Below are 23717 nucleotides of genomic sequence, written 5' to 3' on the forward strand. Positions count from 1 at the left end.
GGCCGGGAAAGTACGAGTAAATCACTGCAAAACGTCGATCTCGGCAGTTCAACGCCGGGGGCGGGGCTGGCCCGGTCTTCGTTGACACTGCGGGCAGTAGAACGATGAGCGGTTCATGAACTTCTCCCGCCGGATCGCGGTGCCGCAGCGCGGGCACGGAAGGTCTTCGCGGCCGTAGACGTTCAACGACCGATCGAAGTACCCGGACTGTCCATTGACGTTGACGTACAACGAGTCGAACGAGGTGCCGCCCTGGCCGAGCGCTTCACGCATCACCTCTCCTGCAGCGTCGAGCAGCTCGCCGAGTTGACGGCGGGTGAGATTCTCGGCCAGCCGCGCGCCGTTGATCTTGGCCCGCCACAGCGACTCGTCGGCGTAGATGTTGCCGATACCCGACACCACCGTCTGATCGAGCAGCTGCCGCTTGATCTCGGAGTGCTTGCGGCGCAACACCGTAACGACAGCGTCGCGATCGAACCGGGGGTCCAGCGGATCGCGGGCGATGTGCGCCACCGGCTCGGGCACCCGGCTGCCGTCGACGTCGACCAGGTCGGCCAGCTGCCACCCGCCGAACGTGCGCTGATCGACGAAACTCAGTGCGGTGCCGTCATCGAGCAATGCCGCGATGCGCAGATGGTTGGTGTTCGGCACCGGCCCGAGCAGCATCTGGCCGCTCATGCCCAGGTGTACCACCAGTGCGGTTTCGTCATTCAGGTTGAGCCACAAGTACTTTCCGCGCCGGTCGGTCCCGGTGATCTGCGCGTCGAGCAGCCGGGCGGTCAGATCGGCCGCACCGGCCTCGTGCCTGCGCACCGCCCGCGGATGATGCACCCGCACCGCGGAGATCGACCTGCCGGCGACGTGGGCTTGCAGGCCGCGCCGCACGACCTCGACCTCGGGCAGCTCAGGCATCGCGGTAACGCCGAATGCGACGGCGGCTCAAGCGTTGTCCAGCGCGTTCCAGGCCGCGGCGGCGGCCTTCTGTTCGGCTTCCTTCTTCGACCGGCCGACGCCATTGCCGTACTCGGTGTCCATCACCAGCACGACGGCGGTGAACTCCTTGTCGTGGTCGGGCCCGGTGGAGGTGACGACATAGGACGGCGGCCCCAGGCTGCGTGACGCGGTGAGCTCCTGCAGGCTGGTCTTCCAGTCCAGGCCGGCACCCAGCGTCGGGGCGGTGTCCAGCAGATTGCCGAAGAGCCGCAGGATCACGTCGCGCGCAACGTCGATCCCGTGGTGCAGATACACCGCACCCAGCAGTGATTCCATGCCGTCGGCCAGGATGCTGGACTTGTCGGCTCCGCCGGTATTGACCTCGCCGCGGCCCAGCAGCAGGTGCGCGCCAAGGCCTTCATCGGTCAGGCCCCGTCCCACGTCGGCCAGTGCCTGGGTATTGACGATGCTGGCACGCAGTTTGGCCAGGTCACCTTCGGTGCGTTCCGGGTGGCGATGGAACAGCTCGTCGGTGATCGTCAGGCCGAGCACCGCGTCACCGAGGAACTCCAGGCGTTCATTGGTGGGCAGGCCACCGTGCTCGTAGGCGTAGCTGCGGTGGGTCAGCGCCAGCGTCAGCAAGTCTTCCGGCATGTCGACACCGAGTGCGGCGAGCAGGTTTTCGCGTGGCGGGCTCACGAAGCGCCGGCCCCCGGTTCGGGGGTGTCGGCATCCGCGGCGGGAAACATGCCGGCCAGCTTGGCGAACCGTGGGTCGATCACGTCGTGGTGATGGCCGGGTTCGCCTGCCAGCGCGACACCGCACTGCGTGCACAGCCCCGCGCAGTCCTCGGTGCACAGCGGGGCGAACGGCAGCGCCAGTCCGACGGCGTCGACGATCGGTTGTTCCAGGTCGATGGTCTGGTCGACGACGTGGCCGACCTCGTCTTCCTCGGTGGTGGATTCCGTCGTGCTGTCGGGATAGGCGAACAGTTCGGTGAGTGAGATCTCGACATCGCCGGTGACCTCAGTCAGGCAGCGGGAGCACTCACCCCTGGTCGGGGCGTACACCGTCCCGGTGACGAGGACCCCCTCGGACACCGATTCCAGTCGCAGATCCAGAGTCAGGTCCGCGCCGGCTTCGATGGCGACCAGGTCCAGCCCGATTCGTGACGGGCTGGCCACCGTTTCGTGTAACTCGAGCATCGAGCCGGGACGGCGCCCTAAGCGGGAGATGTCGAGGACGAGGGGCGACCGGGGTTTGCGCTTCGTGTGAGCACTGTGTGAAGTCGCCATGATCCGATCTTAAAACCCGGCGCCGCGCGATTGCGCCAGTAGGCGCGGGCCGGGACGCTCAGCGCTGCGCGTAGTCGTGGGTGCCCGCGGCGGTGCGCAGTTGATGACGCCCGCGGCTCACCGAACGCAGAGTGCCGTTGAGGTAGTCCTCGAACTGGGCGAGCTTGTTGTCGACGTAGATGTCGCACTCGCCACGCAGCCGGTCGGCTTCGGCGTGGGCGGTGTCGATCAGCCGGGTCGACTCGGCGTTGGCCGCCTGGACGACCTCGGTCTGCGAGACCAGCCGCTGCTGCTCCTTGATGCCTTCCTGGACAGCCTTCTCGTAGGAGAGGTTGCCGCTCTCCACCAGCCGGTCGGCCTCGGCCTTGGCCCTGCTGGTGGCCGCTTCGTACTCACGCTTGGCGGTCGCCGCCAGGCGGCTGGACTCGTCGCGAGCCTCGGCGACCATACGTTCGCTGTGCTGACGCGCCTCGGCGACCATCCGGTCGGCCTGTGACTTGGCGTCGGCCAGCAGCCGGTCGGCCTCGGCACGGGCATGGCTCAGCAGGGAGTCGGCCTCGGCGGTGGAGTTCGACACCATCGACTCGGAGTGCTCTTTGGCCTCCCGCAGCAATGAATCGCGGGCGTCCAGCACATCCTGGGCGTCGTCGAGTTCACCGGGGATGGCGTCCTTGATGTCGTCGAGGAGCTCCAGCACGTCACCGCGCGGCACCACGCAACCAGCCGTCATCGGAACGCCGCGGGCCTCTTCGACAATCGCGCTCAATTCATCGAGCGCTTCAAAAACTCGGTACACGGCGCCACCCTCCTGGGCGTAGTTGGTAGTGACCAGTGTGCCTGGTGTTACGCCTGTGACTGCGGTGGCGGCCCGGTGTGTCGGGCAGACATTTCTGGCAACCGCACCGGTCAGGGGCGTCTCGCCGACGATTATGTCGGCTCGGCACCCCCGCCGGGGCGGATCCGGCGCTACTTGATGGCTGCCGAGATCGCGTCGCGGGCGCGATCGAGCATCGATGCGAACGGACCGACGGCGAAATTCAGGACGGCCGACTCCACTCCGGCGTGCGGGCGGGTCGGGGCGATCGCTTCGGCTGCGCGCACAGCTCCGGCCATCCGCTCGAGCGCCGCATCGTCCAGCTCGGCCTGCAGCTGGCTGAACTCCTCGTTCTCCTCGCGTTCGGCGTGCTCGACCACCGCATCGCGAAATTTCACGAGCTCGTCGAGGAACTCCTGGGAATCGAAGTCCATCTTTTCCAGGGCGGACAGCTGTTCCTTTGCCTCGTGCTCCTCGGCGAGCCGGGCATCGACGATGTTGTCACCGTCGGTCAGCTCGTGCCGCGCGCGCGGATGGACCACCATCTCCTCGGCGGTTTCGTGCACGGCGAGAAGCTGCCGCAGATCGACGAACGCCTTCTCCCTGGCCTTGGACTCCGAGGCGGACAGCACGTCGTCGAACATGTCCTTGATCAGGTTGTGCTGGTGCTTGAGAAAGTCGACGACGTCCGTCGTGGACTGCACAAATGTTTCGACCACAGCAATGCCTCCGCTGTTTGGTGGGTTGTCGGCGCAGGGCTGTGCGCCAACTAGGCGATACCCGGCGGGCCCGACACCAAACCCAGTGGTCAGCGTGCGCGCTGGGCCAACTTGGCCTGCAGTCGGCGGTTCACCGACTCCGGCAGCAGCGCCGAGACGTCACCGCCGAATGTCGCGACCTCTTTGGCCAGCGACGAGGAGACGAACGAATACTGCGGTGTGGTGGCCACGAAGAAGGTGTCCACCCCGGCGATGTGCTTGTTCATCTGGGCCATCTGCAGCTCGTACTCGAAATCTGTTCCGGTGCGCAGACCCTTGACGATCGCGGTCATTCCGCGCTGCTTGACGAAATCGACGACCAGTCCCTGCCCCGACTCGGCGTGCAGGTTCGGCAGATGGGCGGTCGCTTCGGAGATCATCGCGATTCGCTCGTCGATGTCGAACATGCCGGCCTTGTTGGGATTGATCAGCACGGCGACGATCACCTCGTCGAATTGCGCTGCGGCCCGCTCGAAGATGTCGACATGACCCCGCGTCACCGGATCGAACGATCCCGGGCATACCGCGCCACTCATAGCGGATGACGCTAGCAGGCCGCGATCTCAATCCGGGTATCTCCGTACCGGCGGTTGTCCCAGGCCGTCCAGCCCGCCGGCCAGGACAGTTCCGGCGACGACGTGGCCCGTTCGACTACCACCACGCTGCCCGGCGCGACCCAGCCGTGTCGGCCCAAACTTGCCAGCAGGGCCTCGATGTCGGCGCTCGACACCTCGTACGGCGGATCGGCCAGCACCAGGTCCACAGGTACGTCGGTGCCGCCGGCGAGCACCGCGGCGACCGCGCCGCGGCGTACCGTCGCTCCCGGCAGCCCCAACGTCGCGACGTTTCGTTTGATGACAGCGGCTGCGCGCGAATCACTTTCGACGAACAACGCCGAGGCCGCACCGCGCGACAGCGCTTCCAGCCCGAGCGCCCCCGAACCGGCGTAGAGGTCCAGCACCCGCAGACCGTCGAAATCCCGCCGCGCGGCAAGGACATTGAACAATGCCTCCCGGACCCGGTCCGTGGTCGGTCGGGTGCCACGGGGCGGCACATCGAGGCGCCGGCCGCCCGCGCTGCCCCCGACGATGCGGGTCAGGCCGATCCCCCGGTCAATCCCTCCGAACCGATCACCACCAGCAGGTCACCGCCTTCGACCTGCGCGGTGCTACTGACGGCGACACGGGTGACGGTGCCGCTCTTGGGTGCGGTGATGGCGGCCTCCATCTTCATCGCCTCGATGGTGGCGATGGTCTGGCCCGCTTTGACCTTCTCGTCGACAGCGACTCCGACGGTGACAACGCCGGCGAAAGGCGCGGCGACGTGATCGGGGTTGTTACGGTCGGCCTTCTCGGCGGCCGGCACGGTTTCGGCGATGTTGGTGTCGCGCACCAACACCGGGCGCAGCTGGCCGTTGATGATGCACATGACGGTGCGCATGCCTCGTTCGTCGGGTTCGGAGATGGCCTCCAGCCCCACGATCAGCTCGACACCGCGCTCGAGCTCGATTCGATGCTCGTCGCCGTGCCGCAGACCGGACCAGAACTGGTTGGCCGACAGTCCCGAGGTGTCGCCGTATTCCTCGCGGTGCGCCTCGAATTCGTTGGTGGGTCCGGGGAACAGCAGCCGGTTCAGTGCGGCCTGCCGGGCCGGGCCGGGTTCTCCCAGCAGCTTCTCGTCCTCGACCGACAGCGACTGTTCGGGCTTGGCGGCTCCACGCCCTTCCAACGCCTTGGTGCGCAACGGTTCCGGCCAGCCCCCGGGCGGGTCACCCAGCTCGCCGCGCAGGAACCCGATGACCGAGTCCGGGATGTCCTGGCGCGCGGGGTCTTCGGCGAACTCCTCGGCAGTGATGCCCGCACCGACCAACGCCAGCGCCAGATCGCCGACCACCTTGCTCGACGGCGTCACCTTCACCAGGCGGCCCAGGATCCGGTCGGCTCCCGCGTAGGCGTTCTCGACGTCCTCGAAACGTTCGCCCAGCCCCAGTGCGATGGCCTGGGTGCGCAGGTTGCTGAGCTGACCGCCGGGGATCTCGTGGTGATACACCCGGCCGGTCGGCGCGGGCAGGCCGGCCTCGAACGGGGCGTATACCCGGCGCAACAACTCCCAGTACGGCTCCAGGTCGCACACCGCGTCGAGGCTGATGCCGGTGTCGTACGGCGTGTGCGCCGCGGCGGCGACGATCGCCGACAGCGGGGGCTGGCTGGTGGTGCCCGACAGCGGAGCCGCCGCCCCGTCCACCGCGCTGGCGCCGGCATGCCAGGCCGCGGTGTACGTGGCGAGCTGGCCGCCCGGGGTGTCGTGGGTGTGCACATGGACCGGCAGGTCGAAGCGGCTGCACAGCGCGGAGACCAGCGTGTGCGCCGCAGGTGGGCGCAGCAGCCCGGCCATGTCCTTGATCGCCAGCACATGGGCGCCGGCGTCGACGATCTGCTCGGCCAGCCGCAGCCAGTAGTCCAGCGTGTACAGCGTTTCGGCCGGGTTGGACAGGTCACCGGTGTAGGACATCGCCACTTCGGCGACCGCCGTACCGGTCGAGCGCACCGCATCGATGGCCGGCCGCATGGACTCGACGTTGTTGAGCGCGTCGAAGATTCGGAAGATGTCGACACCGGTGCGGGCCGCCTCGTCGACGAACGCGTGCGTCACGGTCTCCGGATAGGGCGTGTAGCCGACCGTGTTGCGGCCGCGCAGCAGCATCTGCAGACAGATGTTGGGGATCGCCTCACGCAGCGAGGCCAACCGCTCCCACGGGTCTTCCTTCAAAAACCGAAGCGCGACATCATAAGTCGCTCCACCCCAGCATTCGATGGACAACAGCTCCGGCGTCATCCGGGCGATGTACGGGGCGACTTTGAGCAGCCCCGAGGACCGTACGCGGGTCGCCAGCAGTGACTGGTGGGCGTCGCGGAACGTCGTATCGGTCACGCCGATCGCGGGAGAATCCTTGAGCCACGTGGCGAAACCCTCGGGGCCCAGTTCGTCGAGGCGCTGCTTGCTGCCCGGCGGCGGTGCGCTCGCCGCGATATCGATGTCGGGCAGTTTGTCCTGCGGGTAATACCGGGGCCGGTCCCGGTACGGCGAGTTGACGGTCACCTCGGCCAGGAACTTCAGCATCTTGGTTCCGCGGTCCGCTGAGGTACGCGACGTCAACAGTTCGGGCCGCTCGTCGATGAACGAGGTGGTGATCCGCCCGGCCTGGAAATCCGGATCGTCCAGAACCGCTTGCAGGAACGGGATATTCGTCGACACACCACGGATCCGGAATTCGGCCACCGCCCGCTTGGCCCGGGCCACCGCGGTGGGGAAATCGCGACCACGACAGGTCAGCTTGACCAGCATCGAATCGAAATGCGCGGCGACTTCAGCGCCCAGATGAGTCCCGCCGTCGAGTCGGATCCCCGCTCCGCCCGGCGAGCGGTAGGTGGTGATCCGCCCGGTGTCGGGGCGGAATCCGTTGGCCGGATCCTCGGTGGTGATACGGCATTGCAGCGCCGCGCCGTGCGGCGCGATGGCGTCCTGGCTCAGGCCCAGATCGGCCAGCGTCTCCCCCGAGGCGATCCTCAGCTGAGCCGACACCAGGTCGACGTCGGTGATCTCCTCGGTCACGGTGTGCTCCACCTGGATCCGGGGATTCATCTCGATGAACACATGCCGGCCGCGCTCGTCGAGCAGGAACTCGACGGTGCCCGCACAGGTGTAGCCGATGTGCCGGGCGAAGGCGACGGCGTCAGCGCAGATCCGCTCGCGCAGAGCGGGATCCAGGTTGGGCGCCGGGGCCAGTTCGATGACCTTCTGATGGCGGCGCTGCACACTGCAGTCGCGCTCGTAGAGGTGAATGACGTTGCCGTGCGTGTCGGCGAGGATCTGCACCTCGATGTGACGCGGATTCACCACAGCCTGTTCGAGGAACACCGTGGGATCACCGAACGCCGACTCGGCCTCCCGACTGGCGGCCTCGATGGACTCCGGCAATGCCGACGGCTCGGTCACCCGGCGCATACCGCGCCCGCCGCCGCCGGCGACGGCTTTGACGAACAGCGGGAATTCCATCTGCTGGGCCGCGGCGACCAATTCCTCCACCGACGCCGACGGCGCCGACGACGTCAGCACCGGCAGGCCCGCCTCACGGGCGGCGGCGATCGCTCGCGCCTTGTTGCCGGTGAGTTCGAGGATCGAGGAGTCGGGGCCGACGAACGTGATGCCCGACGCCGCGCAGGCTGCCGCCAGTTCGGGATTCTCCGACAGGAAGCCGTAACCGGGATAGATCGCATCCGCACCGGCCGCCTGGGCGGTGGCGACGATCTCGTCGACCGACAGGTATGCCCGTACCGGATGCCCGACATCGCCGATCTGATACGCCTCGTCGGCCTTGAGTCGGTGCAACGAATTGCGGTCCTCGTACGGGAAAATCGCCACCGTGCCGATGCCCATTTCGTAGGCGGCGCGGAAAGCTCGGATCGCAATCTCACCGCGGTTGGCCACGAGGACTTTGGAAATCACTCAGATACCCTACCCGCGTGACCGCGCCTGTGACGGGCGACTAGATGAGCGTGGACCAGTAGTTCCAGAAGCGGACGAGGATCATCAAGAGCACCGCGGTGAACCACAACGCCACGATCGACCAACGCCAGGTGTAGATCACCCGGGCGACCACGTTGCCTGCGAGCGGACGAAGAGCGATCGAGGACACCACGACCAACAGCGGGACGGTGACCGCCCACACCACCATGCAGTACGGGCACAGTGCGCCGATGCGGTACAGCGTCTGGAAGATCAGCCAGTGGATGAACACCGTGGCCAGCGCGGTGCCCACCGTGAGTCCCAGCCAGTACCACCGCGGCAGCCGCACCTTGGCCACGGCGAGCACGCCGGTGACCACGACGACGGCGAACGAGGCGATTCCGATCAGCGGGTTCGGGAAGCCGAAGGCCGACGCCTGCGGCGTGATCATCACCGATCCGCACGACAGCACCGGGTTGATGCTGCAACTCGGCACATAGGCCGGGTTGACCAGGATCTCGATCTTCTCGATCGTCAGGGTGGCCGAGGCGACCAGACCGACTATGCCGGCGATCAGCACCCACCAGGCGCTGGCCGGCCGCACCGCGACCCCGCCCGACGGGTCTTTCGACTCGACGGGTTCGGTCGGTTCGACCGGAGCCGGGGTCGCCACGCTCATTTCAGTCCTGGCACGTTGCCCACGATGCCGGTCACCTTGGCGATCAGGTCCTCGGGCGAAGCCGGGCTGATGTCCTGGCCGTTGAGCCGGATGGTCGGCGTCGCCGTGATCTTCGATGCCGCGGCCAGACCTTCGACCATGTCGCTGTACTTGCCGGTGTTGATGCACTGCGGCACGCCGCCGGCCGCACCGGCTTGCCGGGCCGTCTCGATCAGGGCGTTGTTGTCCGGCGCGACGCCCGAACCCTCCTCGGGCTGCTGGGCGAACAGCGCGCCGTGGAATCGGAGGAAGGCGTCCTTGTTCTCGTCTGCGACGCAGTAGGCCGCGTTGGCAGCGCGCGTCGAATAGTTCCTGTTCGCCGACGAGTTCAGGATCGCGACCATGTTGTAGTCGGTGGCCACGGCGCCAGTCTCGACAAGCTTGGTGATGGTCGGGCCGTAGGCCTTTTCGAAATCACGGCAGTGCGGACACTGGAAGTCTTCGTAGAGCGACAGAACCGCCTTGGGCTCGTCGGTGCCGTCCTTCTTGATCAGCTGGCTGGACGCGATCCGCACCGCGTGCGCGTCACCGGCGGCAGCGGTCTTCTTGTCGTGACTCATCACGATGTAGAGCACCAGGGCCACGGCGAAGATCACGACGATGCCGGTCAGCCCCAGCTGGATGGCCAGGTTGCGCTTACGGTCCTGGGCTTTCAGGTCGTAGCGGGGGGTGGATTTCTTGTTGGTGGCCACTGCTCGGCTGATCCTCGCTGTCAAGACTCGGTGTTGGCGCCTCTAGAGTACCGGCGCGTCTGACCGCCGAGTCTCAGGCGCGGGCGAGGTGGGCGCGCAGTGCCGAGATCATCTCGGCATTGCACCGGCTGACCTGGCCGCCCAGCGCATTCAGGTTGAGGAATGCGTGGGTCATCGGGCCCATCTGCCGCACGTCGGTCACCACGCCCGCTGCCTGCAGCTTTGCCGCGTACTGTTCGCCTTCGTCGCGCAGCGGATCGAACCCCGCCGTGATGACCAGCGCCGGGGCGAGCCCGCTGAGATCGTCGGCCAGCAACGGCGACACTCGCGGATCGGTGATATCGACGCCGGACCCCTCGACGTAGGCGTCGGCGAACCAGTCCATATCGCGTTTGGACAGCAGGAAGCCGTCGGCGAACAAGGTGCGCGAGCGAGTTCCGCCGCGCAGGTCGGTGGCCGGGTAGATCAGCCACTGCAGGCTCGGCTGGCGGCCGCCGCCGTCGCGGGCCAGCTGGGTCACCACCGCGGCCAGGTTGCCGCCGGCGCTGTCACCGCCCACGGCGATGCGGTCGGCGTCGGCGCCCAGCTCGGCTGCGTTCAACACCGCCCACAGGTAGGCGGCGTAGGCGTCGTCGACGGCGGCGGGCGCCTTGTGTTCGGGCGCCAGCCGGTAATCGATGGACAGAACGTGCACGCCGGCGTCGCGGCAGATCAACCGGCAGGCCGAATCGTGCGTCTCGAGGTCGCCGAAGACGAATCCGCCGCCGTGATAGAAGACCAGCAGCGGCGCGCCGTCGCCGTCGGCGGGGCGATAGTGCCGCGCCGGAATGATTCCTGCGGGACCGGGAATGTCCAGCGGGGAGATCTGAGCAACGTGGACGTTCGCCTCGTCGAGGCTGTCGGTGGCTTCCCGGTTCTGCCGGCGGGTGGCGATCGGATCGCCGGTCACCGCGAGGCTGCTCATGCCGACCGCGCGCTGGGCGGCCAGCATCATCTGGATCGACGGATCGAGGGTATTTCCGTCGATCGTGATCGCGCGCCCACCCGACAGCAATCTCTTCACGGCGCTCGGCAGATGCGGGATGGCCTTGACTCCGGCGCGGTTGGCCACCGGCAACGCCCTCTGCAGGAACCGGCTTCGCGCGGTGCCGGACACGGTCTCTGTCATTGATAGTCCTCGGTTCTGGTGCGCAGTACCGGTATCGCCGCAGCGTACGGGACCGCAACTGTCGGCGGCCCGTCAGCCCTGGCCGGCGTCGGCGGTTGACGAATCTGACAATTCGACCATCTCCCAGCGGCGGCGCGCCGGGCCTGCTCAAACGACATATCGCCCTGGGTACTATCGTCACCCGAAGTCGGTTGACCCCGGAGCCGATTGCGACGGGTTCTGTCCCCGGCTCATTGGACTCCACAGACAGGTGACACGATGCCGGCGGCCGCGATCCCCACCGTCACGCTCAACGACGACAACACCCTCCCCGTGCTGGGCCTCGGCGTCGCCGAGCTGTCCGCCGAGGAGACCGAAAGCGCGGTGGCCACCGCCCTGGAGGCGGGTTATCGGCTGATCCAGACCGCCAAGGGCAACGAGGAGGCCGTCGGGCGCGCCATCGCCGCGTCGGGCCTCCCCCGCGACGAACTGTTCGTCGCCACCAAGCTCGCCACCGAGGACCAGGGTTTCCAGTCGTCCCAGGACGCCGTCAGGGCCAGCCTCGAACGCCTGGGCCTGGAGTATGTGGACCTGTATCTGATGGACTGGCCTGCGGAGCAGAACGGCAAGTACATCGACGCCTGGGGCGGCATCATGCGGTCCCGCCAGGACGGTCTGATCAAGTCGATCGGCGTCGCGAACTTCACCCCCGAGAACCTGTCGGACATCATCGACCTGAGCTATTTCCCGCCGGTGGTCAACCAGATCGAACTGCACCCCCTGCTCAACCAGACCGAGTTGCGCGCGGTACACAGCGAGCGCTCGATCCTCACCGGGGCTTACATCCCCGCCGATGAGGGCAAGCTGGCGAATAATCCCGCAATCGGCGAAGTAGCTGCGGCGCACGGGAAGTCACCGGCACAGGTGCTGATCCGCTGGAGCCTGCAGCAGGGCGATATCGTCGTTCCCCGCTCGGCCGCACCGGCACAGATCGCCGAGAACGCGGATGTGTTCGACTTCGAACTCACCGCGGCGGAGATGGAGACCCTCAACGGTCTCGACGACGGGACCCGGTTCCTGCCGAATCCGGGAACCTAGGCCCCGCCGTCGAGCCCGCTGCCGCTCAGGCGTCCAGCAGCCAGTCGTTCGGGCTGAACAGCTCGCAGTGCACCCGACCTGTGGCGATGCCGCGGCCGGTCAGCTGGGCGCGCACCGCCTGCACGAAACCGTCGTTCCCGCAGAGGTAGATCTCTGCGCCGTCGGCGATTTCGACGTTGTCGAGGTTCATCAGCCCGTCGTGGATTCGGGGGTTGTCGCCGTCGACACCCTCGGCGTACCAGAGATCCAGACTGGCGTCGGGCAGGATGTCGACGAGTTCGCGGTGCCGTTTACGCAGCGGGTGGGTTGCCGCGCTGCGGTCGGCGTGCAGGACCTGCACCCGCGCCGCATGTGACTGCCCGACAAGGTATTCCAGGATTCCGACCATCGGAGTGATGCCGATGCCCGCGGAGATGAGCACCACCGGCGCAGCACTGTGCGGTTCGGGAAGATCGCCGAACGGCACCGTGACGTCGAGCAGATCACCGACCCGGACGCAGTCGCGGATCCAGTTCGACACCTCACCTGCCGGGCTGTGGCCGACAGCGTCGACCGGCTTGACCGCGAAGGTCAACTCGGAAGCACCGGGAGCGTTCACCAGGCTGTACTGCCGCAGTTGACGCGCACCGTCCGGCAGCGTCACTCCAACCGAAACATATTGCGCGGCACCAGATCCGGCCAAGCCGTCGGCTCCCACTGTCACCAGCACGGCACCGGAGGGGTCGTCTTCGCGGGCGGTGACCCGCAACCGGCGGAAGACGTCACCGGTTTTCACCCCCGCGCCGGCGTAGAGATCGCGCTCCAGAGCAATCAGGGTGTCGGCCATGATCCAGTACACCCGATCCCATGCCGCGGCGACGTCGGCAGTCACCGTGTCGGCGCCCAGCACCTCGACGATCGCAGCGAACAGGTGCTCGTGCACGATCGGGTACTGGTCGGCGGTGACGCCCAGCGACGCGTGCTTGTGGCCGATACGAGACAGCAGTTCACTCGGATGCGGCAGGTCCGGATTGACCAGGTGCGTAGCGAAAGTCGCGATCGAGGCGGCCAGGGCCCGCTGCTGCGATCCCTGCGCCTGATTGCCGCGGTTGAACAGGTTGCGCAGGAGTTCCGGGTGACGACCGAACATCCGCCGATAGAACACCGAAGTGATCTCGTCGACGTGCGCGCCGACGAGGGGCAGTGTCGCCTTGATCGTCTCGGCGTGCTCCGGCTCCAATTCCTGAACCTCGGCCGCGTCGACTGCGGTGGTGGTCATGTCAGATTCCCTTCTGTTGTGAGTTGCAGAATCACGGGCAGCGGCTGGCTGCCGACGAGATCGGCGATCGTGTGGCGATCGAGTTCGGCGTAGAAGGCCTCTTTGGCATCGGCGAGCACACGACGGAGCCGGCAGCCCGCGATCAGCGGACAGGCCGATTGGCCGGTGCAATCGACGACTTCGCGATCACCTTCCAGGCGGCGCACCAGCCAGCCCAGCGATGCCTCGCGGCCGGCGTCGGTGAGTTCGAGACCGCCGGTGCGGCCGCGGCGGGAATGGACCAGCCCCAGCTCGGTCAGCCGCGAGACGGCCTTCGCGACGTGATTCTCCGATGCGCCGGCCGCGGCGGCGACCGTTCTGGTGGTGACCCGCTGCTCGCGGGCTTGGCCGGTGGCGAGCAGCATCATGGCCCGGAGACCTAGGTCGGTAAACCTTGTGAGCTGCATGAACCCGACGCTAGTTTATTCCGCATCCACGATGCGCATTTTGTGCGTGTGGGCTTGAATACTACGAATCGTGCGGTTTTTTGACCTGCGGTGACGGCCGCGTGAGCCCGATCCCGAGGGGGAAACCGACCCCGCCGGCTAGCTGTACTCGGTTAGGACGTTGGTGTCAGTCTGCTGATCGGTGGTTGGCCTCCGATAGCTGAGTGGCGTCGTTGATTGTTGTAGTCCTCGAGCCACGGGGCAAGGGCGGCAGTGCGGGCGGCGTTGGTGGTGAATATCTGCCGGTAGGCCCATTCGGTCTGCAGTGTGCGGTTGTAGCGCTCCACCTTTCCGTTTTGCCAGGGGCAGTGCGGCTTGATGAAGACGTGTTTGGCGCCCAGGTTTGCGATGACTGCGGCGACATCGGCGGAACGCCGATAGCTCCAGTGGTTGTCGGTGATGACTCGCTCGATGGTCGAGATCCCGTGGGTTCTGAAGTACTCGGCGGCTCTGGCCAGAAACCCACCGCAGGTCGCGCCCTTTTCGTCGGGCAAGATCTCTGAGTACGCCAGCCGCGAATGGTCGTCGACAGCGGAGTGCACGTAGTCGAACCCGATGCGCGCGTTCTTACGGGCGGCGGTGTCGCCCATCTTTTTGCCGTGTGCCTTCCAGCCACCCCCGTCGGGGATGCGCCCAATCTTCTTGACGTCCATGTGAATCAGTTCGCCGGGGTGCGCCCGCTCGTAGCGCACCGCGGTTGTCTTCGATGCCCGGATTACCTCACCGGTCAGCGGGTCACAATCCCGCAGATACGGCATCTGGCGACGGCGCAAGATCGCCGACACCGTCCGGGCCGGCAGACCCAACTCGGCGGCGATCCAGTCCTGACCCCGCCTGCTGGTGCGGCGCAGCTCTATCACCGCATCTTCAACCACAGATGGTGTGCGACGTGGGCATCGACGCGGTCGTGAGGACCGATCCGACAGGCCGGCAAAGCCTTCAGCGTGGAACCGGCGAACCCACCGGTGAGCGCACTGGCGAGAAACTCCCAGTTCGGCGGCGACATGAGACACCGGACGGTGTCCCTCAACGATCCGCTCAACGAGCAGCAGACGACCATGAACGGTCAAACGGGCATTAGCGTGGGACACGAGGACCTCCGTGGACTGGTGAAGACGTCAGACATCTCCACTAAGCCCGGAGGTCCTCCCTACAGCAATAGCGATCCGTCACCAATGTCTAAGCCGAGTACAGCTAGCGAGTGGGGCAGGTGCCTGCGGCCGAGCGCAATTCGTCGGCCGACGCCTGATCCACCGGCAGTGCGTAACCGCGCAGCACCGCGATGAACTGCATCGCGTACTGGCACCAGAACGCATGGTTGGGCGGCATCCAGCTGCCGGGAGGTTGGTCGCCCTTGTCCTGGTTCACCTGACCGTCGACGGCCAGCAGGTTGGCGGGATCGTTGGCGAATCGAATCCGCATGTCGTCCGGCCAGTTTCGCGCGCCCATGTCCCAGGCGTACGCCAGCGGCACCAGGTGATCGATCTGCACGGCGGCCCCGACCTGCGCGCCGCGGGTGAACGGGATCGTCGCGCTGGTGTACGGGTCGTGCAGTACGCCGGTGGCGACCGCCTGCGGACAGCGTTTGGTGAACACGAAGGTCTTGTCGACGAGGTCGCGGTCCAGGACGTCGTCACGGGTGTCGCAGCCGTTGTGTCCACCCGGCGCGGAGTTGTTGTCGTCCCACGCATCACCGAATGCCGCGCGCCGGTAGTCGTTGCCGCGCAGCCGCTGCGGGATGACGACGATGCCGTCGAGCACGTCGGTTCCCGGCGCCACCGTCGGCACGTCGGCGCGGGCGATCATCGCATCGGGATGACTGGTCGAGGACGTCACCTGCACGGAGACGATCACCGCCAGCGCCGCGATCACCGCCAGCCAGATCAGGGGCCGCCGTCTCACGACTTGTCCAGGTAGTCGATCCGGTCGCCGCCGGTGAACTGGCCGGCCAGGACCGCCATGCCGGGGTTCGCGGGATCGCGGGCATAGATCGACTGGGCCACCTCTCGCGCGTCGACGATGACCTCGAGGTGCTCGGCCAGAGACAGGAAGCGCAGCGTGATGGGGCGGCCGGATTGGTTGAGCCCCAACACGTCTCCCTCGCGGCGCTCCTGCAGATCCAGATCCGCCAGCTCGAAGCCGTCCAGCGTGCTGGCCACCGCGGTCAACCGATCGCCGGCTTTGGATCCCTCCGGGAGCTTGGTGGCCAGCAGGCACAGGCTGGCGTGCGAACCGCGTCCGATCCGTCCGCGCAACTGATGCAGCTGGCTGATGCCGAACCGGTCGGCGTCCATCACCACCATCACCGTCGCGTTCGGCACGTCGACACCCACCTCGATGACCGTGGTGCACACCAGGACGTCGATGTCGCCCGCGCGGAACGCGGCCATCACCGCGTCCTTCTCGTCGGGGGCCAGCCTGCCGTGCATCAGGCCCAATCGCAGCCCGGCGAGTGGCCCGTGCCCCAGATGCTTGAACAGGTTGACGACGGTCTCGGCGGGCGGGCCCGCGTCCTGCTCGGCCGCCTTGTCGTCCTCGTCGATGCGGGAGGCCACGACGTAGGCCTGCCGGCCTTCGCCGACCTCCTCAACGATCCGCTGCCAGGCCCGCGCCAGCCATTGCGGCTTGTCCTTGATGAAGATCGTGTTGGTGGTGATCGGCTGGCGCCCGCGCGGAAGTTCGCGCAGGGTCGAGGTTTCCAGGTCGCCGTATACCGTCAATGCGACCGTGCGCGGGATCGGCGTGGCCGTCATGACCAGCAGATGCGGAGTCAGTCCCGCAGGGGCCTTGGCGCGCAACCGGTCTCGCTGCTCCACGCCGAACCGGTGTTGTTCATCGACGACGACGAAGCCCAGCTTGTGGAATTCGACGGCATCCTGCAACAGCGCGTGGGTACCGACGACGATGCCCGCCTCTCCAGACGCCACCTCGTCGCGCACTTGACGTTTCTGGGCCGCCGACATCGACCCGGTCAGCAAGGCTATTCGGGTCGCTCCGTCCTCGCCGCCGAGTTGGCCGGCCATCGCCAGCGGCCCGAGCACGCTACGGATCGACTGGGCATGTTGGGCGGCAAGGACTTCCGTCGGTGCCAGCAACGCGCACTGGTATCCCGCGTCGACCATCTGCAGCATGGCCACCACCGACACGATCGTCTTACCGGAGCCGACCTCGCCCTGCAGCAACCGATTCATCGGCTTGCTCGCGGCCAGTTCGGCGGAGACCACGTCGAGCACCTCCCGTTGGCCCGCGGTCAGCGCGAAGGGCAGTCGCTCGATCAGCGCGGCGGCCAAGCCGTCCTCGCGGCGCGGCGCGACGGGGCCGGATTCGGAGAGCTCGCCGTGGCGGCGCTGCGCGAGCGCCCATTGCATGCCGACGGCCTCGTCGAACCGCAGCCGCTCGCGGGCTGCCTCCCGCTCGGGTTCCCGCTCGGCGACGTGGATGGCGCGCAACGCTTCATCCTCGGAGATCAGACCCCGCTGGCGCACAACGCTTTCGGGTAACGGATCGGGTATGGGGTCGAGCACGGCGAGTACCTGCTGGACGCAGGCGTAGATGTCCCAGCTCTGCAGCTTGGAGCTGGCGGGGTAGATCGGGAAGAAGTCACGCTCGAACGCCGCCATCGACAATTCGCCGGCCTCCGAAGTCGAGGTGTCGGCGATCGTCTTGAGCGACTTGCTTCCGAACACCCGTCCCCGCGGGAGTTCAGCGCCAGGAAGTCCGGGTGGGTGAGCTGCATGTTGCCCTTGAAGAACCCGACCTCGCCGGACAGCATCAGGCGGACGCCCTCGATCAATTCCTTCTTGAGCCACTTCGCATTGAAGAACGTCGCGGTGACTTTGCGCCGGCCCTTCCCCAGGGTGATCACCAGATACTCGCGCTTGGGTTGGCGATTGGTCCAGCGGACCTCAGCCTTCTCGATCTCGCCGACCAGCGTGATGTGCTCGCCCTCCTCCGGCGGCGCCTCGTCCTCACCCCACACCGACATTCCGTGGATGTACTTGCGCGGGTAGTGGCGCAGCAGGTCGTCGACGGTGCGTATGCCGAACACATCGTCGAGCAGGCCGGCGGCCTTGCCGCCAACGATCCCGTCGAGACGGTCGGTGAGACTGACCACGACTACTCCACCCCGATCAACAGCTCATCGCCGCGGTGACCGGTGGCATAGGTGGCGAATTCGATTCCGGGATGGCGCCGGTGGATGTGTGCGGCCAGCGCCTGGGCGACGGCCGGATCGGTGCCGGCACCGGTCAACACGGTCACCAGCTCACCGCCGGCCACCAACAGCAGGTCGATCAGTCCGGCGGCCGCACCGGTCACATCCTCGGCGACCACCAGGACTTCGTCACCGGCGATCCCCAGCCCGTCACCCGGTTGGCAGCTGCCCGCCCACGTGAGCGCCTGTTCGGTGGCGGTGCGCACCGAACCGTGCCGGGCCGCGGCCGCCGCCCTGGCCATCGAGTACCCGTCGTCGACGGCCTGCCGGCTCGGATCATGGACTGCGAGCGCTGCCAGACCCTGCACCATCGAACCGGTCGGCAACGCGACAACGTCAATGCCCCAACCGATTCCGGCCGTGCACCCGGCGACCAACTCCTCGGCAGCGACGTAGCCGTTGGGCAGCACCATCACCTGAGCGGCCCCGGCATCCACAAGCGCGCGCAGCAGCTCGCGGGCGCTCACGCCGTTGACCGGATCAGCCAGCTCGGCATCCGGGCGCAGCACACACGCGCCCTCCTGGCTGAAAAGCTCTGCGGCGCCGTCACCGTCGACGACGGCCAGCACCGCGCGCTCACGACTCCAGCTGCCCGGAGAAACCCGGGCGGGCCCGGTGCTCAACACCGAGATCTGGATTCGGCTCACCGCGCCGGCCGCCAGCCCGGCCTCCACTGCGGCGCCGGCGTCGTCGGTGTGGACGTGTACCGAATAGCGTTCGGCCGACGCGGCGATCGCGACCGACTCGCCGAGCTGCTCCAGCCGGGTCCGCAGCGGATCGAGCGCCGCCGGATCGCAGTCGGCGAGCAGATACATCACCTCGAATTGCGGTGGCGCGGGTTCCGCGGTGGCGGTCTCGATCAGCGGCGGCCCCGGTTCGTAGGCGTGCCGGTGGGGCGCGTGCCCGGTGACGGTGGCGGTCAGGGCGTCGATCAGAACGAGGAACCCGCGCCCGCCCGCGTCGACCACCCCCGCCTCGGCCAGCGCGTCGAGCTGTTCAGGGGTGCGGTCCAACGCGGTGACCGCGGCCTCGCCACCTGCGGTGAGCGATTCGGCAAGACTCGCACCATCGGCGGCCCACTGTTGAACGGTGTCGGCGACGGCCTGGAGCACCGACACGATGGTGCCGGCCACCAGCTGCCCGCCCATCGACGACACCACCAGCCCGACGGCGTGCCGCAGGGCCGCGCCCAGCAGTACCGCGTCGATGTCGGCGAGGTCACCGTCGGTGTCGGCGGCGGCCGCGGCGGTGACGTCGGCCAATCCGCGCAAGATCTGCGACAGGATCACCCCGGAGTTGCCCCGGGCGCCGTGCAGTGCACCTTCGGCCAAGGCCGCGGTGAGCTCGCCGACGCCGCCCGAGCCGGTCACCGACTCCGCCTCGGTCAACGCCGCCCGCATGGTGAACAGAAGGTTGGTCCCGGTATCGGAGTCGGCCACCGGGAACACATTGAGCCGGTTGATCTCGTCGGTGTGGGTGATCAGGTCGCCGACGGCGGTAGAAGCCCAGTCGCGCAGGGCAGATGCGTCCAGCCGCCGGTCCGGCATCGGCACCTCCTCGCGATCCCTGGCCATCACACGGCGTCGTCGCGCCAGCCTATCCAGTCCACCCGACACCGCGATGCCGCCGCGGCCCAGGACCGTGGGATGGCGGGATCACCGCAGGTCAGCGCCGCACGGACGGCGTCGTCCGAGCCTGGCAGCAGCGCATTTTGGCGTTCGGTTCGCCGGACGGCTATCCTAGTCAGGTTGTCGGGTCACCCGTTTCGGTCGTTGGCCCCCAGGAACACGTTCGATAGAGGAGTTCTACATGGCTGCCGTGTGCGACGTCTGCGGAAAGGGCCCCGGCTTCGGCAAGTCGGTGTCGCATTCCCATCGCCGGACCAGCCGTCGCTGGAACCCGAACATCCAGACCGTGCGCGCCGTGAGCCGCCCCGGTGGCAACAAGCACCGCGTGAACGTCTGCACCTCGTGCCTGAAGGCCGGCAAGGTCAGCCGCGGTTAATTCCGCTCTGCCCGCGCGCCCAAACCGACGTTTGGCCGCGAAAGATCGAGTAGATCTCGGCACAACGTCGATCTCGGCGTGCGTTAAGGCAGCTGCCAGTCGATCGGCTCGGCACCCATCCCGTTGAGCAGTTCGTTGGCCCGGCTGAACGGTCGTGAACCGAAAAATCCGCGTGACGCCGACAGCGGCGACGGATGCGGCGACTCGATGGTTCGGGAGTCCCCCAGCATCGGCTTGAGCGTCGATGCATCACGTCCCCACAGGATCGCCACCATCGGTTGATCACGCGCCACCAGAGCGCGGATCGCGCATTCGGTGACGGCCTCCCAGCCTTTCCCCCGATGCGATGCCGGCGTGCCGGGCTGTACGGTCAGCACCCTGTTCAGCAGCATGACACCGCGCTGCGACCACGGCGTGAGGTCACCGTTCGACGGCTGCGGGTACCCGAGATCCGCGGTGTATTCAGTGAAGATGTTCGCCAGGCTGCGCGGCAGCGGCCGCACCTCGGGGGCCACCGAGAAGCTCAGGCCCACCGCGTGCCCGGGTGTGGGATATGGATCCTGGCCGACGATCAGCACCCGCACCTCGTCGAACGGAAAGGTGAAGGCGCGCAGCACGTTCTGGCCCGCGGGCAGATAGTGCCGTCCGGCGGCGATCTCATCGCGCAGGAACTGGCCCATCTGGGTGATCTGGTCGCTGACCGGGGCGAGCGCCTGCGCCCAGCCCTCGTCGACGAGTTCGGCAAGTGGCCGGGCGGTGGTCGTCACCGACGTAACCTAACGCGCGCCGTCAGTCGAAGGATTGCCAACCCGCCGCGCCGGCCCATCGCAGCCCGTCGACCAGGACCTCGGGGGCGCCGTCTCGGACGGTGCCGATCACCCGCCAGCCGGGCGGCACGGCCGCGGGGAAACACGCGACGAGGGCGTGATCTTCGCCACCGGAGAGCACCAGCGCGCTGGGATCGGTACCGGCCGCCGTGGCTGCGGCGGTGACGGCGTCGACGTCGGGTCGCAGCGCGTCCGCGGCGAGATCGATGAGGACCCCGGAGTCGCGGGCCATGTGGCCGAGATCGGCCAGCAGCCCGTCGGAGACGTCGGTCATCGCCTGCGCGCCGGCGTCCGCTGCCGCGATCCCCTGCCCATAGGGTGGTTGCGGCACCAGGTGCCGCTCCCGCAGCTCGCTGAAACCGGCAATCCCCTTGTGTAAGAGCAGATATCCGGCAGCAGACCGGCCCAGCTCACCGCTGACGGCGACCACCGACCCAGCTCGCGCTCCGCTGCGCAGCACCGGTGGGCGGCCGGCCAGATCGCCGAACGCGGTCACCGAGATCACCCATTGCGGGCTGGCGACCAGATCGCCGCCGACGATCCCGGCGCCCAGCGGACCGGCCTCCAGCCACATTCCGTCGGCCAACTCCTGCGCCCGCGCTGCCGGGGTGTCGGGTGGGGCGCCGAACGCGACGACGAACGCGCTGACCCGCGCGCCCATCGATTCGATGTCGGCGGCGTTCTGCGCGATGGCTTTTCGGCCGACCTCCAGCGGCGAGGACCAATCCAGCCGGAAGTGACGTCCTTCGACCAGCATGTCGGTGCTCACGACGACCCGACCGTCGGGCATTGCCACCACCGCGGCGTCGTCTCCCGGCCCGACTGTGACCACCGCGGGTTGACGGCGGCCGGCCACCAGCCGGTCGATCACCGGGAACTCGCCGAGCTGGCGCAATGTGGGTTCGTCACCGTCGGCCACGAGGTCTGCCCTCCTCCCGTCGCCCAGGCTGATCGGCACGGCAACCTGCGGTACGTTGGGGCCTTGCCGGCACCCGGACATGCCAGTCTAGGGCGGCGCCGCATGCGGGCGGCCATCGAGAGGAGTCGACGGGTGGTGGAGGCGTACATGCTGATCCAGACCGAGGTCGGCCGCGCCGAGGTAGTCGCCAAGCAGGTGGCCGCGCTGCCGGGCGTACTGTCCGCCGAGTACGTGACGGGTCCCTATGACGTGGTGGTCCGGGTCGCCTCGGCCACCGACGATGACCTGGCCGCCTCGGTGGTGCCCAGCGTTCAGCAGATCGCCGGGATCACCCGAACCCTCACCTGCCCCATTGCCGATGCCGACTGAGCCGCTTCCCGTCGCCAGCGAGGACAGCACGGCGGATGGACCGCCTCGCGCCCTCCTGATCGCCGCGGTCATCGTGGCCGTGGTGGCGATCGGTGCCGTGCTCGCGATCGCGGCCACCCGCAAGGCTCCGGTCCAGCCGGTGGTCATCGCCGCCGCCCCAGCGCCCCAAGCGGATTCGCCCAGCTGCCGGGATCTGATGGGCGCATTGCCGGAGAATCTCGGCGAGTTCCACCGGGTGGCAGCGGCCGACCCGGTGCCGCCCGGCGCGGCGGCGTGGCGCGGAGCGGCCGACAACTACCCGGTCATCCTGCGGTGTGGCATCGACCGGCCCGCGGAATTCATGGTGGGCTCCCCCATCCAGCTGGTCAACGCGGTCCAATGGTTTCAGCTCGACGATCCCCAGACCGATCGCAGCACCTGGGTCACCGTGGACCGCCCGGTCTATCTGGCGCTCACCCTGCCGAAAGAGTCTGGCCCCACACCCATTCAGGCGTTGTCGGATCTGATCGCACGAACGTTGCCCGCGGTTCCGATCGATCCGAACCCGCCCCGCTGAGTCAGCGCAGACCTGTTCCGCGCGCCAACGCCGTCTCGACCATGGTGCCGACCAGCGTCGGGTAGTCGATCCCGCTGGCCGCCCACATCCGCGGATACATCGAGATCGTGGTGAAGCCGGGCATGGTGTTGATCTCGTTGACCACCGGGCCGTCGTCGGTCAGGAAGAAGTCCACCCGCGCCAGACCCTGGCAGTCCAGGGCTTTGAAGGCCCGAATTGCCAAGTGCCGCAGTTCCTCTGCCACGTCTTCGTCGACTTTCGCGGGCACGTCGAGTTCGGCACCGTCGTCCAGGTATTTGGTGGCGAAGTCGTAGAAGCCGTCTTCGCGGCCCGCGATCCCGGCGACCCGGATCTCCCCGATCGCGCTGGCTTGCACTGAGCCGTCCGGGAATTCGAGGACACCGCACTCGAGCTCCCGGCCTTCGATCGCGGCTTCGATGATGACCTTGGGATCGTGTGTACGGGCATCGGCGATCGCCGCCGGTAGCTCGTCGGGGCTCATGACCCGATTCACCCCGATCGAGGATCCACCGCGGGCCGGTTTGACGAACATCGGAAAGCCAAGGCGCATGATGTCATCGAGCGTGGGCGCCTTCTCCTGCGGGCGCAGCACGACGTGGTCGCCGATCGGAAGGCCGTCGGCGGCCAGCAGCTTCTTGGTGAACTCCTTGTCCATGCCGGCCGCGCTGGCCAGCACGCCGGCACCGACATACGGCACGCCGGCCAATTCGAGCAGACCCTGGATGGTGCCGTCTTCGCCGTAGGGCCCGTGCAGGATCGGGAAGACGACGTCGACCGCCGTCAGTACCTCGCCGGCGGCCTGGCCCAACGACACCAGCTCCCCGTGCCGCTGCGGGTCGGCGGGCAACGCCAGCGCCGTGCCGGAGTCGCCCCTGACCTCGGGCAGTCGCCGGTCGGTGATGGCCAGGGTTTCCGGCTTGCCGTCGGTGAGCACCCAGGAGCCCTCCGGGGTGATGCCCACGGCGACGACCTCGAAGCGTTCCGGGTCGAGGTTGCGCAGGATGCTTCCGGCCGACACGCAGGAAATGGCGTGCTCGGAGCTGCGGCCCCCGTAGACGACGGCAACGCGGATACGAGAAGTCACAAACTAGAGAGGCTACAGCC

The 23717-nt window shown here is 67.6% G+C and carries 23 protein-coding genes and 1 pseudogene; 4 read left to right on the forward strand and 20 right to left on the reverse strand.

All coding sequences use genetic code 11. The features are described from left to right. Positions 1–48: 48 nt before the first annotated feature. From mutM to D3H54_RS19330, 11 genes are all read right to left on the reverse strand, one after another. The gene (mutM, locus tag D3H54_RS19280; RefSeq protein WP_149380414.1) at positions 49–912 is read right to left on the reverse strand and encodes a DNA-formamidopyrimidine glycosylase; all 864 of its coding nucleotides are present in this window, start codon (positions 910–912) and stop codon (positions 49–51) included. Between the two features lie 27 nt (positions 913–939). Next, the gene (gene rnc / locus D3H54_RS19285) at positions 940–1587 is read right to left on the reverse strand and encodes a ribonuclease III (RefSeq protein WP_370508337.1); all 648 of its coding nucleotides are present in this window, start codon (positions 1585–1587) and stop codon (positions 940–942) included. Between the two features lie 41 nt (positions 1588–1628). Further along, the gene (locus D3H54_RS19290) at positions 1629–2228 is read right to left on the reverse strand and encodes a YceD family protein (protein ID WP_149380416.1); all 600 of its coding nucleotides are present in this window, start codon (positions 2226–2228) and stop codon (positions 1629–1631) included. Between the two features lie 58 nt (positions 2229–2286). Then, positions 2287–3024: a cell division protein SepIVA gene (gene sepIVA / locus D3H54_RS19295; RefSeq protein WP_149380417.1), complete on the reverse strand. Its 738-nt coding sequence runs from the start codon at positions 3022–3024 to the stop codon at positions 2287–2289. Between the two features lie 170 nt (positions 3025–3194). Continuing rightward, on the reverse strand, positions 3195–3761 hold the full coding sequence (locus D3H54_RS19300; RefSeq protein ID WP_149380418.1) for a hemerythrin domain-containing protein: 567 nt from the start codon (positions 3759–3761) through the stop codon (positions 3195–3197). 89 nt (positions 3762–3850) lie between these two features. Then, positions 3851–4336 carry a pantetheine-phosphate adenylyltransferase gene (gene coaD, locus D3H54_RS19305; protein WP_149380419.1) on the reverse strand — a complete coding sequence of 162 codons (486 nt, stop codon included), beginning with the start codon at positions 4334–4336 and terminating at the stop codon, positions 3851–3853. Between the two features lie 11 nt (positions 4337–4347). Beyond that, positions 4348–4899: a 16S rRNA (guanine(966)-N(2))-methyltransferase RsmD gene (rsmD, locus tag D3H54_RS19310; RefSeq protein ID WP_149380420.1), complete on the reverse strand. Its 552-nt coding sequence runs from the start codon at positions 4897–4899 to the stop codon at positions 4348–4350. Continuing rightward, positions 4896–8306 (reverse strand): pyruvate carboxylase, encoded by a 3411-nt coding sequence (locus tag D3H54_RS19315; RefSeq protein ID WP_149380421.1) that lies wholly within the window; start codon positions 8304–8306, stop codon positions 4896–4898. Before D3H54_RS19315 ends, rsmD begins: the two co-directional genes overlap by 4 nt. A 40-nt stretch (positions 8307–8346) precedes the next feature. Next, complete coding sequence (locus D3H54_RS19320) at positions 8347–8985, reverse strand: vitamin K epoxide reductase family protein (protein ID WP_149380422.1); 639 nt, start codon at positions 8983–8985, stop codon at positions 8347–8349. Further along, positions 8982–9716, reverse strand: coding sequence for a DsbA family protein (locus D3H54_RS19325; protein ID WP_149380423.1), 735 nt, complete (start codon positions 9714–9716; stop codon positions 8982–8984). The genes D3H54_RS19320 and D3H54_RS19325 overlap by 4 nt, the downstream gene beginning before the upstream one ends. A gap of 73 nt (positions 9717–9789) precedes the next feature. Next, complete coding sequence (locus tag D3H54_RS19330; protein ID WP_149380424.1) at positions 9790–10884, reverse strand: alpha/beta hydrolase; 1095 nt, start codon at positions 10882–10884, stop codon at positions 9790–9792. A gap of 258 nt (positions 10885–11142) precedes the next feature. On the opposite strand from D3H54_RS19330, the gene D3H54_RS19335 reads away from it, so the two are divergent. Next, positions 11143–11961 (forward strand): aldo/keto reductase, encoded by an 819-nt coding sequence (locus D3H54_RS19335; RefSeq protein WP_149380425.1) that lies wholly within the window; start codon positions 11143–11145, stop codon positions 11959–11961. 25 nt (positions 11962–11986) lie between these two features. Here the strand turns inward: D3H54_RS19335 and D3H54_RS19340 are convergent, their stop codons facing one another. From D3H54_RS19340 to D3H54_RS19365, 6 genes and pseudogenes are all read right to left on the reverse strand, one after another. Beyond that, positions 11987–13219 (reverse strand): globin domain-containing protein, encoded by a 1233-nt coding sequence (locus D3H54_RS19340; protein WP_149380426.1) that lies wholly within the window; start codon positions 13217–13219, stop codon positions 11987–11989. After that, positions 13216–13665 carry an RrF2 family transcriptional regulator gene (locus D3H54_RS19345; protein ID WP_149380427.1) on the reverse strand — a complete coding sequence of 150 codons (450 nt, stop codon included), beginning with the start codon at positions 13663–13665 and terminating at the stop codon, positions 13216–13218. The genes D3H54_RS19340 and D3H54_RS19345 overlap by 4 nt, the downstream gene beginning before the upstream one ends. A gap of 152 nt (positions 13666–13817) precedes the next feature. Continuing rightward, positions 13818–14795, reverse strand: coding sequence for an IS481 family transposase (locus tag D3H54_RS19350; protein ID WP_149378470.1), 978 nt, complete (start codon positions 14793–14795; stop codon positions 13818–13820). 103 nt (positions 14796–14898) lie between these two features. Continuing rightward, positions 14899–15606, reverse strand: coding sequence for an HNH endonuclease family protein (locus D3H54_RS19355; RefSeq protein WP_149380428.1), 708 nt, complete (start codon positions 15604–15606; stop codon positions 14899–14901). Beyond that, a pseudogene (gene recG, locus D3H54_RS19360) lies at positions 15603–17818 on the reverse strand (ATP-dependent DNA helicase RecG). Before recG ends, D3H54_RS19355 begins: the two are co-directional and overlap by 4 nt. Positions 17819–17820: 2 nt before the next feature. After that, the gene (locus D3H54_RS19365; RefSeq protein ID WP_149380429.1) at positions 17821–19464 is read right to left on the reverse strand and encodes a DAK2 domain-containing protein; all 1644 of its coding nucleotides are present in this window, start codon (positions 19462–19464) and stop codon (positions 17821–17823) included. 262 nt (positions 19465–19726) lie between these two features. On the opposite strand from D3H54_RS19365, the gene rpmB reads away from it, so the two are divergent. Continuing rightward, complete coding sequence (gene rpmB, locus D3H54_RS19370; RefSeq protein ID WP_036339124.1) at positions 19727–19921, forward strand: 50S ribosomal protein L28; 195 nt, start codon at positions 19727–19729, stop codon at positions 19919–19921. Positions 19922–20004: 83 nt separating this feature from the next. On the opposite strand, the gene D3H54_RS19375 is transcribed toward rpmB, so the two are convergent. Continuing rightward, complete coding sequence (locus D3H54_RS19375) at positions 20005–20688, reverse strand: uracil-DNA glycosylase (protein WP_149380430.1); 684 nt, start codon at positions 20686–20688, stop codon at positions 20005–20007. Positions 20689–20710: 22 nt separating this feature from the next. Continuing rightward, positions 20711–21667: a thiamine-phosphate kinase gene (locus D3H54_RS19380; RefSeq protein WP_286198933.1), complete on the reverse strand. Its 957-nt coding sequence runs from the start codon at positions 21665–21667 to the stop codon at positions 20711–20713. A 132-nt stretch (positions 21668–21799) separates the two neighbouring features. On the opposite strand from D3H54_RS19380, the gene D3H54_RS19385 reads away from it, so the two are divergent. Beyond that, complete coding sequence (locus D3H54_RS19385) at positions 21800–22036, forward strand: Lrp/AsnC ligand binding domain-containing protein (protein ID WP_149380432.1); 237 nt, start codon at positions 21800–21802, stop codon at positions 22034–22036. Next, positions 22026–22592, forward strand: a complete 567-nt coding sequence (locus D3H54_RS19390; RefSeq protein ID WP_149380433.1) for a DUF3515 domain-containing protein — start codon at positions 22026–22028, stop codon at positions 22590–22592. Before D3H54_RS19385 ends, D3H54_RS19390 begins: the two co-directional genes overlap by 11 nt. 1 nt (position 22593) lies before the next feature. Here the strand turns inward: D3H54_RS19390 and D3H54_RS19395 are convergent, their stop codons facing one another. Beyond that, on the reverse strand, positions 22594–23697 hold the full coding sequence (locus tag D3H54_RS19395; RefSeq protein WP_149380434.1) for a D-alanine--D-alanine ligase family protein: 1104 nt from the start codon (positions 23695–23697) through the stop codon (positions 22594–22596). Positions 23698–23717 lie beyond the last annotated feature (20 nt).

Source organism: Mycobacterium sp. ELW1 (assembly GCF_008329905.1).
GTDB lineage: Bacteria > Actinomycetota > Actinomycetes > Mycobacteriales > Mycobacteriaceae > Mycobacterium.